This is a genomic window from Microbispora sp. NPDC046973 (genome assembly GCF_040644495.1).
Lineage (GTDB): Bacteria > Actinomycetota > Actinomycetes > Streptosporangiales > Streptosporangiaceae > Microbispora.
Genome location: NZ_JBEYWQ010000002.1, coordinates 581,203 through 595,392, shown reverse-complemented (window position 1 = coordinate 595,392; position 14,190 = coordinate 581,203). Strand labels below are relative to the sequence as shown.

The window sequence follows — 14,190 nt, the reverse complement described above, 5'->3', positions numbered from 1 at the left end:
TACGGATGAGCCGCCCGGGTGGCGCATCCGTACGGCCGATCGTCCTCGGCGCCGGACTTCTGCCTGCCAAGCGGCCCGGAACGCCCCCCCAGCGGGCCGCGGGAAAAGAGGTGGGGCGCGACGGGGCAAGGGTGATCTATTGGAGTGGTGACGGGACTGACGGACGAGTGGGGCGGCACGGGGTGGGACAGCCAGGCGCGGCTGGTCCAGGGGCGGTGGGTGGAGCGCCGTCCCAGGCGGCCGGAGGTGGCCGTGCGGCTGCTCATGGAGACCCGCTTGATGCGGTGGCTCGCGCCGCGGCTGCCGTTGCCCGTCCCGATTCCACACGTCGTGCGGCGGGAACCGCTGGTCGTACGGCACGAGTTGGTCGCCGGTGAGCGACTCGAGACCTTCGACGCCGCGGGGGGCCGGATGCTGGGCGCGTTCCTGCGGGCCCTGCACGCGACCGATCCCGCGCAGGCCGTACGGCATGGTGCGCCGCCGGCGCGGGAAGCGCTGCGGGAGCGGGCGGCGACCGTGGAGGACTTCGGCACCCGCGTCGTACCGCTTCTACCGCACGACCGGCGAGGTGCCGCCTCGGCGTTGCTGGCCGCCGTGGTCGCCTCGCCTGCCGGTGCCCTGGTCCACGGGGACCTCGGGCCTGAGCATGTGCTGGCGCGGGACGGCACGGTGAGCGGCGTCATCGACTTCGGCGACGCGCACGTCGGTGACCCGGCGCTCGACCTGGCGTGGGCGCTCCACGGCGCCCCGCCGGCGTTCGCCCGGGCCGTGGCGGCGGAGTACGGCGCCGCGCCGGAGCTCGTCGAACGGGCACTGCTGTGGCACCGGCTCGGCCCGTGGCACGAGGTCACGTACGGCCTCGACACCGGCGACCCGGACAGGGTGCGCAGCGGCCTCGACGGCGTCCTCGCCCGCCTCCCCGCCTGAGCGGCCGGGGGCAGCGCACTGTGGACGGCGTGACATGTGAGAAAAGCCCCTACGGATGTGACCTTCGACTGGTATCTCCGAGGGACCCTTCGCATAGCCTTGCCTGGGCGGGCCGTCGGGCCGCGCCTGGACAGGGGTGACTGCGCGATGGCGATCGGGGTTTACGTCGCGGCCGGCGACGCGAGGAGCAACAAGGGCACGATCGCCCTCGGCATGATCGAACTGCTGACCCGCCAGGTGGGCACGGTCGGCGTGTTCCGGCCGGTCGTCCGGTCCGGCCGCGAGGACAGCCTCGTCAACACCGCGCGCAGCCGCTTCGGGATCGGCCTGCCGTACGCGATGTGCACCGGCGTCACCTATGAGGAGGTGCACGCCGACGAGGAACGCGCGGCCGGGGAGATCCTGGCCCGCTACCGGGCGCTCGCCGGGCGGTGCGACGCGGTCGTGGTGATCGGCACCGACTACACCGACGTGGGCGCGCCCACCGAGTTCGTGTTCAACGCCGAGCTCGCCGCCAACCTCGGCACACCGGTGATGAACGTGGTGACCGGGCTCGACCGCACTCCTGACGAGATCGCCGCGGCCGTCGAGATGTCGCGCAAGGAGCTGGCCGAGCGGCACGCCACCGAGCTGGCCACGGTCGTCACGCGGGTCGCCCCCGGCCTGGTGGACGAGATCGCCGCCCGCGTCCCCGCGTACGTCCTGCCGGAGGTGCGGCGGCTGTCCGCGCCGACGGTCAGCGACCTCATGGCCGCCTGCGACGGCGAGCTGTTCATGGGCGACGCCGACCAGCTCGGCCGGGAGACGGGCGGGCTGATGATCGGCGCGATGTCGCTGCCGAACATCCTGGAGCGCCTCACCGAGGGCCTGGCGGTCGTCGTCCCCGCCGACCGGGCCGCCGCGCTGGTGCCGGGGCTGCTGGCCGCGCACAAGGCCCCGACGTTCCCCGCCCTGTCGGCGATCATCCTCAACGGCGGCCTGGAGCTGCCCGACGCGGTCGTCCGCCTGCTGAAGGGCATGGACATCCGGCTGCCGATCATCACGACCGTCGGCGGCACGTTCGAGACCGCGACCACGCTGTCGAAGGCCGAGGGCCGGTTCAGCCCGGACGCCAAGGGCAAGATCGACACCGCGCTCGGGGTCTTCGCCGAGCACGTCGACGCCGGGGTACTGCTGCGTAGCCTGCGGGTCACCAAGGCCGCCGCGATCACCCCGCTCATGTTCGAGTACGACCTGCTGGAGCGCGCCCGGGCCGACCGCAGGCACATCGTGCTGCCGGAGGGCTCAGAACCGCGGATCCTGCGCGCCGCCGACAGCCTGCTGCGCCGGGGCGTCGCCGAGCTGACCCTGCTGGGCGACGAGCGGGAGATCCGGCTGGCGGCGGCCACGATGGGCCTGGCCGTCGACGGCGCCCGCGTGGTCAGCCCCTTCGACCCGGAGCTGCGCGAGCTGTTCGCCGAGGAGTACGCCCGGCTGCGCGCCCACAAGGGCGTGACCGCCGGGCAGGCCCGCGACATCGTCACCGACGTCTCCTACTTCGGCACGATGATGGTCCACCTCGGGCTGGCCGACGGCATGGTCTCCGGCGCCGCCCACACCACCGCCCACACGATCAGGCCCTCGTTCGAGGTCATCAAGACCTCGCCGGGCGTCGGCGTCGTGTCCAGCGTGTTCTTCATGTGCCTGGCCGACCGCGTCCTCGTGTACGGCGACTGCGCCGTCGTCCCCGACCCCACGGCCGCCCAGCTCGCCGACATCGCGATCTCGTCGGCCGCCACGGCCGCCAGGTTCGGGGTGGAGCCGCGGGTGGCGATGCTGTCGTACTCGACCGGCGAGTCCGGCGCCGGGCCGGAGGTGGACAAGGTGCGCGAGGCCACCGCGCGGGTCCGCGAGCTGCGGCCGGACCTGCCCGTCGAGGGCCCGATCCAGTACGACGCGGCGGCCGAGCCGAGCGTGGCGCGCACCAAGATGCCCGGCAGCCCCGTGGCGGGGCGGGCGACGGTGTTCGTGGTGCCCGACCTCAACACGGGCAACAACCTCTACAAGGCGGTGCAGCGCAGCGCGGGCGCGGTCGCGATCGGGCCGGTCCTGCAGGGCCTGCGCAAGCCGGTCAACGACCTGTCCCGCGGGGCGACCGTGGGCGACATCGTCAACACCGTCGCGATCACGGCCATCCAGGCGCAGGCGCGGAGGGAAGCACAGTGAGCGCGCAGGCGCGATGGGAAGCACAGTGAGCGCGCAGGCGCGATGGGAAGCACAGTGAGCGCGCGGGCGCGGGAGGAGACACAGTGAGCGGGCAGGTCCTCGTCCTGAACACGGGGTCGTCGTCGATCAAGTACCGCCTCATCGACATGGGGACGCGTCTGGCCGTGGCCGGAGGACTGATCGAGCGCATCGGCGAGGACGAGAGCGTGCTCACCCACGACGGCGTACGGGCCGAGCGACGGGTGGCCGACCACGAGGAGGGGCTGAAGGCGGTGCTCGCGGCCTTCGCCGAGCACGGGCCGCCGCTCGACGGCGTGACCGCCGTGGGCCACCGGGTCGTCCACGGCGGCAGCCGGTTCATCACGCCGGTGCTGATCGACGACGAGGTCGAGCGGGCCATCGAGGAGATCGCGCCGCTGGCGCCGCTGCACAACCCGGCCAACCTGGAGGGCATCCGGGTCGCCCGGCGGGCCTTCCCCGGCCTGCCGCACGTCGCCGTCTTCGACACCGCCTTCCACGGCACGATCCCGCCGCACGCGCACACCTACGCCGTCCCCCGCGAGTGGACCCGCAAGCTCGGCGTGCGCCGCTACGGCTTCCACGGCACCTCCACGGCGTACGTCTCCCGCAGGGCGGCGGCGCTGCTCGGCCGGCCGTACGACGAGGTGAACTCGATCGTGCTGCACCTCGGCAACGGCGCGAGCGCGACGGCGGTGCGGGGCGGGCGCAGCGTGGACACCTCGATGGGCATCACCCCGCTCGCCGGGCTGGTGATGGGCACCCGCTCCGGGGACGTCGACCCGGCTCTGGGCGCCTATCTCGGCCGGGTGGCCGGCATGGACCTCGCCGGCGTCGACGCGGCGCTCAACAAGGAGAGCGGCCTGCTCGGCATGTGCGGCGCCAACGACATGCGGGAGGTCTGGCGGCTGGCCGACTCCGGGGACGAGGACGCCCGGCTCGCGCTCGACGTGTACGGCTACCGCGTGCGGGCCTATATCGGCGCCTATTACGCGGCGCTCGGCCACGTGGACGCCCTCGTCTTCACCGGCGGCGTGGGGGAGAACAGCCCGCGTGTCCGTGCGCTCGCGGTGACCGGGCTCACCAGGCTCGGCATCGAGGTCGATCCCGATCGCAACGCCGCCGACTCGGCGGAGGCCAGGGTGGTCTCCCCGGAGGGCGCCGAGGTGGCGGTGCTGGTGGTGCCCACCAACGAGGAGCTGGAGATCGCCGAGCAGACCGCCGCCTGCCTCGGGGACGCGTGAACCGGCCGATCGCCGCCGCGGTCGTCCGCTGGCTATCGTGGGCAGCGAATGGGGGTGAGCCGTGTGGCGACGGCTGAGGACAGTCGTACGGGTGGGAAACAGGGCGCTGCCGATTCGGCGGGCTGGCTCGACCGGATCCGGGCGACTCCGGCGGGCCGGTTGACGCTGCGGATCGTCATCGGGGTGATCGGCACCGCGCTCGTGGTCACCGGCCTGATCATGGTGCCCTTCCCGGGGCCGGGCTGGCTGGTGGTCTTCGCCGGGCTCGCCGTGCTGGCGACGGAGTTCCCCTGGGCGTCCCGGCTGCTGGAGTTCGCCAAGGACAGGGTCAGGGCGGCGACCGACTGGCTGAAGCGGCAGAACTGGTTCGTCCGCATCGTCGCGACCGCGCTCACCCTGCTCTGCGCCGGGGCCATCGTCTGGGTGTCGGTCCGGCTGACCCTCGGCGTCGACCTGATTCAGAAGGCCCGCGAGCTCCTGGGCTGACCGTCAGGCGCGGGCCAGCCTGCGGACCGCCAGCTCGCCGAGCAGCGTCGCGCCGTCGGACAGGATGGCGTCGTCGAACTCCGCCTCGGCCGAGTGGTTGGCCGGGGCCGTGGCGAGGTCCCGGCCGGGCGGGCAGGCGCCGACCACGAGGAACGCCCCCGGCACCTGCTCCAGCACGTACGAGAAGTCCTCCGAGCCGGTCGCCGGGGTGGGCAGCGGGAAGTAGCGGTCCTCGCCGAGGGTCTCGCGCACCGTGTGGGCGGCGAACTCCGCCTCGGCGTCGTCGTTCACCGTCACGGGATAGCCGAGGCCGAACGCGCAGTCGACGGTGAGGCCGTGCGCCTCCCCGATGCCGCGGGCGAGCCGGACCAGGCCCTCCCTGATGCGGTCGCGCGAGCCGGCCGAGAACGTGCGCACGGTGGCCTCGAAGACGGCCTCGTCCGGGATCACGTTGTCGGTGGTGCCGGCGTGGAAGCTGCCGACGGTCACCACGACCGGGTCGAACACGTCGTAGCCGCGGGTGACGTGGGTCTGCAGGGCCGTCACGATCTCGCAGGCGGCGGGGATCGGGTCGAGGGCGCGGTGCGGGGCGGAGCCGTGGCCGCCCCTGCCGCGCACGGTCACGGTGAGCGTGTCGCACGCGGCCAGCACGGGCCCGCCTCTGGTCAGGAACAGCCCGCGCGGGATCGTCGTGGCGAAGACGTGCATGCCGTACGCCGCGACGGGCTTGGCCCCGGCCGCGTCGAGCACGCCCTCCTCGATCATCAGCCGGGCGCCCTCGTGGCCCTCCTCGCCGGGCTGGAACATCAGCACCACGTCACCGGCGAGGTCGGCGCGGCGCTCGCTGAGCAGGCGGGCGGCTCCCACCAGCATGGCCGTGTGCATGTCGTGGCCGCAGGCGTGCATGCGGCCGTCGAAGCGCGACCGGTAGGGCACGTCGGTCTTCTCGTGCACCGGCAGCGCGTCCATGTCGGCGCGCAGCAGCACGGCGGGGCCCGGCCGGCCGCCGCGCAGGACGGCGGTCACCGACGACAGGCGCTCGCCTGTGGTGATCTCCAGGGGCAGGCCGTCGAGCGCCGCGAGCACCTTCTCCTGCGTGCGGGGCAGGTCGAGGCCGAGCTCCGGCTCCCGGTGCAGCGCGCGGCGAAGCTCGACGAGGTCATCCTGGAGGGTCATGGTCCACCTTGGCGCGAGGTCGGGGGGTCAGAGGTAGAGGCCGGTGCCGTGGTCGGTCTGCTGCGTCGCCACAGCGTGCAGGTCGCGCTCGCGCAGCACCAGGTAGAGCTGGCCCTGCACCTCCACCTCGTACTGGTCCTCGGGGTTGAACAGGACCCTGTCGCCGGTCTTGACCGACCGGACGTTGGCGCCGGCGCCGCACACCTCGCCCCAGACGAGCCGGTTGGCCATCTTGACCGTGGCCGGGATGACGATGCCCGCGCTGCTGCGCCGCTCCTCAAGCTCCCGCTGAACCTTGACCATCACGCGGTCGTGGAGCATCTGGATCTCGAACTTCGGGTCAGCCACGCTCGCAGTGTACGCGGAGCGGCCCGGGGCACCGTCATCGGAGGTTCATCGGCGGCGCTGGCTCAGCGGTGGCCCATGGCCAGGTCGTAGCCCGTTCCCGAGCGGCGGTAGACGCCGCCCTTGCCCCACTTCAGCACTTGGAACCGTACGTGGACGGTGTTGGAGGCGACGCCCGTCAGGTCGGCCATCATCTTCTCGGACAGGTCGACGATGGCCGGGATGTCGTGCTGGGCCACGGCCCATTCGGCCGGGCCGAAGTCCTCGACGACGCCGATCGCGCTCTTCCCCTTGTACGTGATCCGCACCTTGGTGCCGAGGGGCCAGTAGGGGCTGGCGACGGTCCGGTAGCGCATCGGCCTGCCCGACGCGGTCTCGGCGTCCCAGAAGGACGTGGCGGTGGAGACGCCCGAGGGCAGGGAGGCGGCCTTCTTCGTCTCGGCGTACGCCGTGCGGAGGGCCGCGTTGAAGGCCGCGCCCAGGGTGACGAGGTCTGCGGGGATCGGGAAGGCGGTGTCCGGGGAGGCGGCGGGCGCCGTCCGGGAGAGCGGTGCGGAGGAGGGAGCCTGAGGGATCACCGAGGCGTCCGCGGCGGTGGCCGCGGCGGCGACGAGTGTGGTTCCGGCCATCGCCATGGTGATCGCCTGACGGGCTCGCTTGCGCATGAGGTTCCTTTCGTCTCGGTCGCGGGGCGGCCCTCGGGGGAGCAGGGCCTCACGTCGTCGAGGAGTCCCGGCCGGCAGGCGGGCTCCGCACGCGCGCCCGGGCATGACGGAGCGAACCCTCGGAGAGGAGGGACGGAAGGCTCCGGAAGCGGGCCGCGCGTTCCCTGGGGAAGGGGATACGACGGTGGTGCGATGTACGGGATTTATGGGGCAAAAGGTGATGTGAGGCACGAGTATAGGGAAAGAGGAAGTAAAGGGGACAAATCGATCTAAACAACAAGTAGATCGTCCTTGACGCACGCGCCCGGGAAGGGCTCTCATAGCACGATCAGTCAAAGCGACGGCAGGGGACCGGCATGGCGTTCGACGACTTCACGTGGATCAACGAGCCCGCCGAGTGGTCGCAGGCAGGGGAGGGCCTGCGGGCCGTCGCCGGCGCCCAGAGCGACCTGTGGCAGAAGACCCACTACGGCTACTCGTACGACACCGCCCACATGTTCGGCCGGCAGGTCGCCGGGGACGCGCGGCTCACCGTGACGTTCGACGCCGACTACGCCGAGCAGTACGACCAGGCCGGGGCCGTGCTGCGGATCGACGAGGAGAACTGGATCAAGGCGGGGGTCGAGTTCGTCGACGGCGGCCACCAGCTCAGCGTCGTCGTCACCCGCGGCTTCTCCGACTGGTCCGTCACCCCCGCGCCCGGCGGCCTCGTCTCCGCGACGTTCGACCTCGAACGGGCCGGGGACGCCGTGACGGTCCGATACGGCGTGAACGGCGCGGAGCCGGAGCACCTGCTGCGCCTGGCCTACTTCCCGCCGCAGGCGCCGGCCCTCGCCGGAGTCATGTGCGCCGCCCCGGTGGGCAAGGGCTTCGAGACCCGCTTCACCCGCCTGTCGCTGACGTAACCTCACGCTCCGGTGCTGCGCCGCTCCCGTTCCCGCGCCGTGTACCGGTCCTGGGCGTCCAGCACGGCGTCCCCGTGGCGCACGGCCCAGGTGCCCATCGCGCGCATGGGGGCGAGCAGAGCCGTGCCCGCCTCCGTCAGCGCGTAGTCGACGCGGGGCGGCGCCTCGGCGTACGCCCGGCGTTCGACCAGGCCGTTGTACTCCAGGCGGCGCAGCGCCTCGTTGAGGACCTTGGGAGAGATTCCGCCGATCCGGGCGCGCAGCTGCCGCGGCCGCAACGGACCGGCCTCGCCGAGCGTGTAGACCACGACGCTGTCCCAGCGGTTCGCGAGCACCTCGAACGCGAGGCGCGCCCGGCAGTCGGAGGTGAACGCGCGCTCGTCGGGGAACTCGTCCATGGCCCCATCCTGCCCGGTGCGAAAGACACCGTGTGGTGTGCGTCGGCCGCTCTAACGTCGTGGGCCTTGGTTCACCTCGGAACGGAGACGCACATGCGCATCGGCATCCTCGGCACGGGCGGGATGGCCACGGCACTGGGCGGCGCCTGGGTCCGCGCGGGCCACGACGTGCTCGTCGGCGGGCGCGACCGGGCCGCGGCGGCCCGGACGGCGGCCCGCATCGGCGCCGCGATGGACGGATCGCTCGCGGACGCGGCGGCACACGGCGAACTCGTCCTCGCGGCGGTTCCCGCCGGCGTGGCGCCGCGGCTGGTGAACGGGCTCGCGGCCGCCCTCGCCGGGCGGACCGTCGTCGACTGCTCGAACCCCGTCGAGCCGGGCGACGACGGGCTGACGCTGACGACCGGCGGCACGACCTCGGTCGCCCGGCTGATGGCGGACGCGGCGCCGCGCGCCCACGTGGTCAAGGCGTTCAACCTGTGCCACGACAGCGTCTGGACGCTGCCGCGGCCGGCGTTCGAAGGAGCTCCGCTGGCCGTGCCGTTCTGCGGCGACGATCCGGCGAGCCTCGACAGGACCGCCGCGCTGATCGCGTCGATGGGATGCACGCCGATGCCCTGCGGAGGGCTGTCGCGCGCGGTCTACATCGAGGCGACGGCGGCGTTCGCGATCGGGGCGTGGTGGTCCGGAGCGGAGCCGCGGTTCGCCTTCCCGGCGTCGGAACGGGCCCCGCAGGGCTAGGCGCCCGTCGCGGGCAGGACCAGCTCGGCGAAGATCGCCCGGTGGTCGGTCACCGGCAGCCGGTGGACCCCGAACGCCCGGACGGCGACGCGCGGGTCCACCAGGATGTGGTCGATCGTGACGGGCGGCACCGGCAGGCCGTTGAAGTCCGACGACCTCCGGTAGGGCCAGGTGCCGATCAGGCCGTTGCCGGTCGCGTCGGCGGCGTCCCGGTAGCCCGCGTCGAGCAGGCGCCTGACCCTGGCGTGGTCGAGCGTGGCGTTGAAGTCGCCGGACAGGATCCGTACGCGCCCGCCCGGAGCGGGCAGCGAGGCGAGCGTCTTCGACCAGCACCTGAACCGGAACGCGTAGCGCGGCGCGCACGGGTGCACGGACACGACGGTGACGGGTCCGGCGCCGGGGACCTCGACGACGCCCGCCGCCTGCCGGCGGCCGTTGACGGCCATGAGCTTCTCCGGTCGCAGGGGGAACCGCGTGAAGAGCCCGGAGCCGCCCGAACCCTCCTGTGCCCGGTCGTCCGCGTACGGCAGGAGCGCGGTCAGGCCCGCCGCGCGCAGGCCCGCCGACGCCTGCGGGGTCAGCTCCTGCAGCGTCAGGACGTCGGGACGCAGCCGCCGCACGAGGTCCACCAGCGCGTCGGGCGGGACGGAGCCGTAGAGCAGGTTGGCCGACAGGACCCGCAGGGCCGGGGTCTGCGTCCCCGATGTGCCCAGGGCGCCGGCCGCCCGCACGCCCGCGCCGGCCGCGTCGTGCGGGGACGGGTCCGAAAGCGCGCGGGGCAGCACGCAGGCCGCCAGCGTCGCGGTGACCGCCAGACCCGCGACCAGCGCCGCCGGGCGCCGCACGAGCAGCGCGACCAGCGGCGCGACGACCGAGGCGAGGGCGACGTACGGCGTGAACGCCACCAGTTGCACCCACCGGAAATCGACGTCGCCGGGCACCAGCCGCAGCAGGGCCCACAGCGCGAACGGCGCGACCGCCGGCCACGCGAGCAGGCCGCGCCACACCCCCGGGCGGCCCACCCAGCCGGCTGTCAGTCTCGCCATCCCCGGACTCCTTCCCGAAAGATCCACCGTACGACGGTCTGCACGTGCGTCCGGGGGCTCCACGCCGTTCGGGGCAGGCCGTACAGTCTCCGGCATGGATGTCGAAGCGAGAGTCCTGGACGCGGTCGACGAGGCGGAGACCGTGCGCCTGCTGGCCGACCTGGTCAGAGTGCCGAGCGTCACCGGAACCGACGCCGAGTCGGACCTGCAGGACAGGTGCGCCCGCATGCTCGCCGAATGGGGCCTCGACGTCGACATGTGGAAGCTCGACCTCGACGATCTCCGGTCCCGCGAGGGGTTCCCCGGCATGGAGGCGGAGCGCGCCGAGGGATACGGCGTCGTCGGCGTCACCGAGGGCGAGGGCGCGCCCGCGCTGATCCTGCAGGGGCACGCCGACGTCGTGCCGATCGGCGATCCGGGCAAGTGGGAGGGGCAGGACCCGTTCGGCGCCCGCCTCACCGCGACCACCCTGCACGGCCGGGGCGCCTGCGACATGAAGGCCGGTCTCGCCGCCAACCTCGCCGTGGCGCGCGCGCTGCGCGTGGCCGGCGTGCGGCTCGCGCGTCCCCTGGCCGTCCACTGCGTGGTCAGCGAGGAGGACGGCGGGCTCGGCGCGTTCGCCACCCTGGCCAGGGGCCACACCGGGGAGGCGGCCGTCATCACCGAGCCGACGAGCGGGAAGCTGATCACCGCCAACGCCGGCGCGCTGACCTTCCGCCTGGAGGTCGCGGGCCGGGCCGCGCACGGCGCCACCCGCTACGAGGGGGTCAACGCCGTCGAGGCGTTCGTGCCGGTGCTCCGGGCCGTCCGGCGGCTCGAACGCGAGCGCAACGCCGATCCCGATTCCCTCTTCGCGGGCAACCCGCTGCCGTACCCGATCGAGATCGGCACCGTGCGCGCGGGCGACTGGGCGAGCACCGTGCCGGACCTGCTCGTGGCAGAGGGACGGCTGGGCGTCCGGCTCGACGAGGACCCGGCCGACGCCCGCGCCGCCCTGGAGAGCGCGCTCGCCGATCTGGACGACCCCTGGCTGCGCGACAACCCCGTACGCGTCACCTGGCCGGGCGGACAGTTCGCCAGCGGCCGGCTGCCCGAGGGGCACCCGCTGGCGGAGGAGGCGGCCCGCGCGGTGGCCGACGCGACCGGGGCGCGGCCGGCCCGCACCGCCGCGCCGTACGGGAGCGACCTGCGCCTGTACGCGGGGGCGGGCGTGCCGACCCTGCACTACGGGCCGGGCGACGTGCGGTTCGCGCACGCCCCGCGCGAGCAGGTCGACCTGCGGGAGGTCCGCGACGTCACCCGTGCCCTGGCCCTGCTCGTGCTGCGCCGCTGCGGCGTGCGCTGAGCATGTGCCGCCCAACGGTGTGTCAGCAGTCGGCGGTGACCGAGGCGATCTCGTTGAGCGGGAACTCCAGGTAGTCGCCGGCCTCCTCGCACCACGCGTCGAGCACGCCGCTGCGCAGCTCGCCGTGGCTGACCGTGGCGGTGACCCCGTCGGCCAGCGTGATCATCGCGCGGACGTCGCGGTCCACGACGAAGCCGAGCAGCGACTGCTGCGCGGCCGGGAGCCTGGTCGCCATGCGCCCGATGACGGCCCACGTCTGGCGGGGCTGCGCCGCGGCCGCCACCGGGCCGCCGCTGACCAGCAGCCGCCTGGCGTGCTCGCGCGGGTCCGGCGGGGGCTCCAGCAGCGGCCCGGGAGGTTCGAGCTCGGCGACCCGCCCGCCGGGCAGGAGGATCAGCCGCCCGCCCTGCGGCTCACGCCGGATGGTGATCTCTCCGGTGTCGTCCACCGGCACGGGGGCGTAGCCCGCCTCCCTGAGAGCGGCCAGCGTGGCCGCGGCGGGCGCCGCGCCGGCGAGCACGGTCGGCGCCAGCAGCCGCAGGCCCAGCTTGGCCAGTTTCCGGTGCGCGGCGATCTCGGCGAGCAACGCGGGGTCGGAGCCCTGGACGATGCAGCCGACCGACGACACCGTGACCTCGCCGTGCCGCCGCGCCACGTCCCTGATCAGGTAGGTCAGCGGCTGGGGCAGCGATCCGGCCTCCGACAGGTCGGCGATGAGCGTGTCGGCCGTGTCGCCGCCGTCCAGGGCCCGCCGTACGCTCGCGGGGCTGAACCGCCACACCGACGCCGAGCCCTGCGACTCGCGGTCGGCGGCGCGGTCGAGCAGCGCGGCGAGCTCGACCGACGGAGGGCCGGTCACCACCGCGGTGAGGTCGGCGCCGAACAGGGCCGTGCGCCGCGCGCTCGCCATGGCGTGCGTGGCGGCCTTCGCCAGCGCCGGGTCGTGCTCCACCTCGGGCACGCACTCGCGGCTCTCGTCCCCGGCCACGCCCGCGAGCGGGGCGAGCGCCCGGCCGAGACCGGTGAGCGCGTCGCAGGCCACGAGACCCAGCAGGCGGGCCTCCCCGAGCACGGCCGCCGCGCAGCCGTCCAGCAGTTCCCGGTCGAGCAGCGGGGCGCGCCAGTGCACCCGCTGCACGAGCTCCGGCAGCGTCGCGAAGGCCCTGCCCTCGGGGATCTCGGCGAGCGCCGCGAACAGGGCCCACCGGATCCTGGCGATCGTCTCGCCGGCGGGGTCGTCGCCGAGCGCGGCGGGGTGGCGGCCGTCCACCCGGCGCAGCGACGAGCGCTCCATCCGCCACCAGCCGGCCAGCAGGACGCGCAGCCGCAGGGGCGCCTCCTCCAGCCGCCACGCGTCGTACCGGCCGGCCGGCGTCAGCCCGCCCGCCTCTTCGTCGATCGCGATCAGCCGGGCGACCGCGCAGACCTCCAGCAGCAGCCGGGTCTCGTCCTCGGCGCAGCCGGTCTCCCTGGCCAGGCGCTTGATCTCCCGCACGCCGACCCCGCCGTTCTTCAGCAGCGGCAGCGGCGTCTTGTCGACGTTCTCCAGCAGCGCCGTGGCCCGGTCGAGCACGTGCGGCGCGGCCAGGCACATCGCGTGCTCGACGGCGTCGGCGTCCGCCTCGGCCGTGGCCAGGTCGGGCGGGTAGGGCGTGAACGGCCCGCGGTAGTCGGGGCCGCGCAGCGCCAGCGCGACCTCGCGCGGCATCTCCGCCAGGTCCCACTGGGTGCGGAAGAGCAGCCCGCGGTCGAGGGCCCACTTCTCCGGCGTCCCCGGCGTGATGAACCGGTTGCCGTTCACGCTGCGGACCGGGCCGTCCCACGCGAAGTCGTCGAGCATGCCGAGCGTGCCGTCGGGGGCGTCGTCGAGAAGCGACCCCAGGCGTTCGCAGTCGCCCAGCAGCGCGGTGATCCGGGCGACCACCTGGCGCCTGCCGCCGTGCGGGGACAGATCGAGCACGCGGCACATGCGGCGCAGCGCGTCGGTGCTGAGCTTCCAGGAGTCGAGGTAGGCGCCGAGCGGCTCGCCCAGGCCGCACGGCGCGGTCCACCAGCGGGCGACGGCGCCGGCCACCGTGATCCTGCCGTCGCGGCCGGGCCAGGCGACGGCGTGGTCGTAGAGGTGGTCGAGCCAGGGGATCACCGCCGAGGTGCTCACCCCGAGGAAGCGGGCCAGTTCGTCCTCGGTCGGGCGGCCGCCGATGACCAGGCACGCCTGCAGGAGTTCGAGCGGGGGGAGGGGGAGGCCGCGCATGACTTCCATGACGGCGAAGGTGTCGGTCAGACGCTGCGCGAGGGCGTCCAGGCGCCGGGGCCACGGCGCGGCGATCGCGTCCGGCCGGTTGGCCAGCACGCGGGCGAGCCTGTCTTCGTCAAGACTGGTCAGCCAGCCGATTAGGTGATCGTCCATTGTTGATCTCTCGGGAGTCCCAGGAAGCCACCGTAGTGCAGATCACAGTCTCGGCGGGGTCCGTGGGCGGACAATGAGCGCAAAGTCACGGATCCCGAGATCACGATATTTCTCCGCCGATCGATGGGGAACGAGCACGCCGCCGGGCCGTCACGGCCCGCTCTCCGCCCATCATCGCGTGCCGCGCGCGGCCTCAGGGGCGGTTCCGGGGAATCCGGGCCGCCGGCCGGAGGGCGCTCCCATGCATTCCGGGCTGCACGGGAGCGCTCTTCGGCCGGC

The 14,190-nt window shown here is 73.9% G+C and carries 13 protein-coding genes; 7 read left to right on the top strand and 6 right to left on the bottom strand.

From position 1 onward, the window contains the following. Nucleotides 1-147: 147 nt before the first annotated feature. From ABZ860_RS06815 to ABZ860_RS06800, 4 genes are all read left to right on the top strand, one after another. Nucleotides 148-927 carry a phosphotransferase gene (locus ABZ860_RS06815; protein ID WP_357216109.1) on the top strand — a complete coding sequence of 260 codons (780 nt, stop codon included), beginning with the start codon at nt 148-150 and terminating at the stop codon, nt 925-927. 147 nt (nt 928-1,074) lie between these two features. Next, on the top strand, nt 1,075-3,132 hold the full coding sequence (gene pta / locus ABZ860_RS06810; protein WP_357216106.1) for a phosphate acetyltransferase: 2,058 nt from the start codon (nt 1,075-1,077) through the stop codon (nt 3,130-3,132). An 83-nt stretch (nt 3,133-3,215) separates the two neighbouring features. Then, nucleotides 3,216-4,394, top strand: a complete 1,179-nt coding sequence (locus ABZ860_RS06805) for an acetate kinase (protein ID WP_357216103.1) — start codon at nt 3,216-3,218, stop codon at nt 4,392-4,394. Between the two features lie 63 nt (nt 4,395-4,457). Further along, nucleotides 4,458-4,880 carry a TIGR02611 family protein gene (locus ABZ860_RS06800; RefSeq protein WP_357216100.1) on the top strand — a complete coding sequence of 141 codons (423 nt, stop codon included), beginning with the start codon at nt 4,458-4,460 and terminating at the stop codon, nt 4,878-4,880. Between the two features lie 3 nt (nt 4,881-4,883). Here ABZ860_RS06800 and ABZ860_RS06795 read toward each other — a convergent pair whose 3' ends face one another. The 3 genes from ABZ860_RS06795 to ABZ860_RS06785 all read right to left on the bottom strand — a co-directional run bounded on the left by ABZ860_RS06795 (nt 4,884) and on the right by ABZ860_RS06785 (nt 7,066). Next, the gene (locus tag ABZ860_RS06795) at nt 4,884-6,056 is read right to left on the bottom strand and encodes a M20 family metallopeptidase (protein ID WP_357216097.1); all 1,173 of its coding nucleotides are present in this window, start codon (nt 6,054-6,056) and stop codon (nt 4,884-4,886) included. 27 nt (nt 6,057-6,083) lie between these two features. Then, nucleotides 6,084-6,404, bottom strand: a complete 321-nt coding sequence (locus ABZ860_RS06790; protein WP_357216095.1) for a co-chaperone GroES — start codon at nt 6,402-6,404, stop codon at nt 6,084-6,086. A 62-nt stretch (nt 6,405-6,466) separates the two neighbouring features. Next, nucleotides 6,467-7,066: a hypothetical protein gene (locus ABZ860_RS06785; protein ID WP_357216092.1), complete on the bottom strand. Its 600-nt coding sequence runs from the start codon at nt 7,064-7,066 to the stop codon at nt 6,467-6,469. 356 nt (nt 7,067-7,422) lie between these two features. Between ABZ860_RS06785 and ABZ860_RS06780 the strand changes: the two genes are divergently transcribed. Further along, nucleotides 7,423-7,971 (top strand): DUF1349 domain-containing protein, encoded by a 549-nt coding sequence (locus ABZ860_RS06780; protein WP_357216089.1) that lies wholly within the window; start codon nt 7,423-7,425, stop codon nt 7,969-7,971. Between the two features lie 2 nt (nt 7,972-7,973). Here ABZ860_RS06780 and ABZ860_RS06775 read toward each other — a convergent pair whose 3' ends face one another. Beyond that, nucleotides 7,974-8,369, bottom strand: coding sequence for a helix-turn-helix domain-containing protein (locus tag ABZ860_RS06775; protein WP_357216087.1), 396 nt, complete (start codon nt 8,367-8,369; stop codon nt 7,974-7,976). 93 nt (nt 8,370-8,462) lie between these two features. Here ABZ860_RS06775 and ABZ860_RS06770 point away from each other — a divergent pair, with 93 nt between their 5' ends. Next, nucleotides 8,463-9,110 carry an NAD(P)-binding domain-containing protein gene (locus ABZ860_RS06770; RefSeq protein ID WP_357216084.1) on the top strand — a complete coding sequence of 216 codons (648 nt, stop codon included), beginning with the start codon at nt 8,463-8,465 and terminating at the stop codon, nt 9,108-9,110. Here the strand turns inward: ABZ860_RS06770 and ABZ860_RS06765 are convergent. After that, nucleotides 9,107-10,156, bottom strand: coding sequence for an endonuclease/exonuclease/phosphatase family protein (locus tag ABZ860_RS06765; protein WP_357216081.1), 1,050 nt, complete (start codon nt 10,154-10,156; stop codon nt 9,107-9,109). The two genes, ABZ860_RS06770 and ABZ860_RS06765, sit on opposite strands and share 4 nt — an antisense overlap. 94 nt (nt 10,157-10,250) lie before the next feature. Here ABZ860_RS06765 and ABZ860_RS06760 point away from each other — a divergent pair, with 94 nt between their 5' ends. Further along, nucleotides 10,251-11,501 (top strand): ArgE/DapE family deacylase, encoded by a 1,251-nt coding sequence (locus ABZ860_RS06760; protein ID WP_357216078.1) that lies wholly within the window; start codon nt 10,251-10,253, stop codon nt 11,499-11,501. Between the two features lie 22 nt (nt 11,502-11,523). Here the strand turns inward: ABZ860_RS06760 and ABZ860_RS06755 are convergent, their stop codons facing one another. Next, nucleotides 11,524-13,911 (bottom strand): helicase-associated domain-containing protein, encoded by a 2,388-nt coding sequence (locus ABZ860_RS06755; protein ID WP_357216076.1) that lies wholly within the window; start codon nt 13,909-13,911, stop codon nt 11,524-11,526. Between the last annotated feature and the right edge of the window lie 279 nt (nt 13,912-14,190).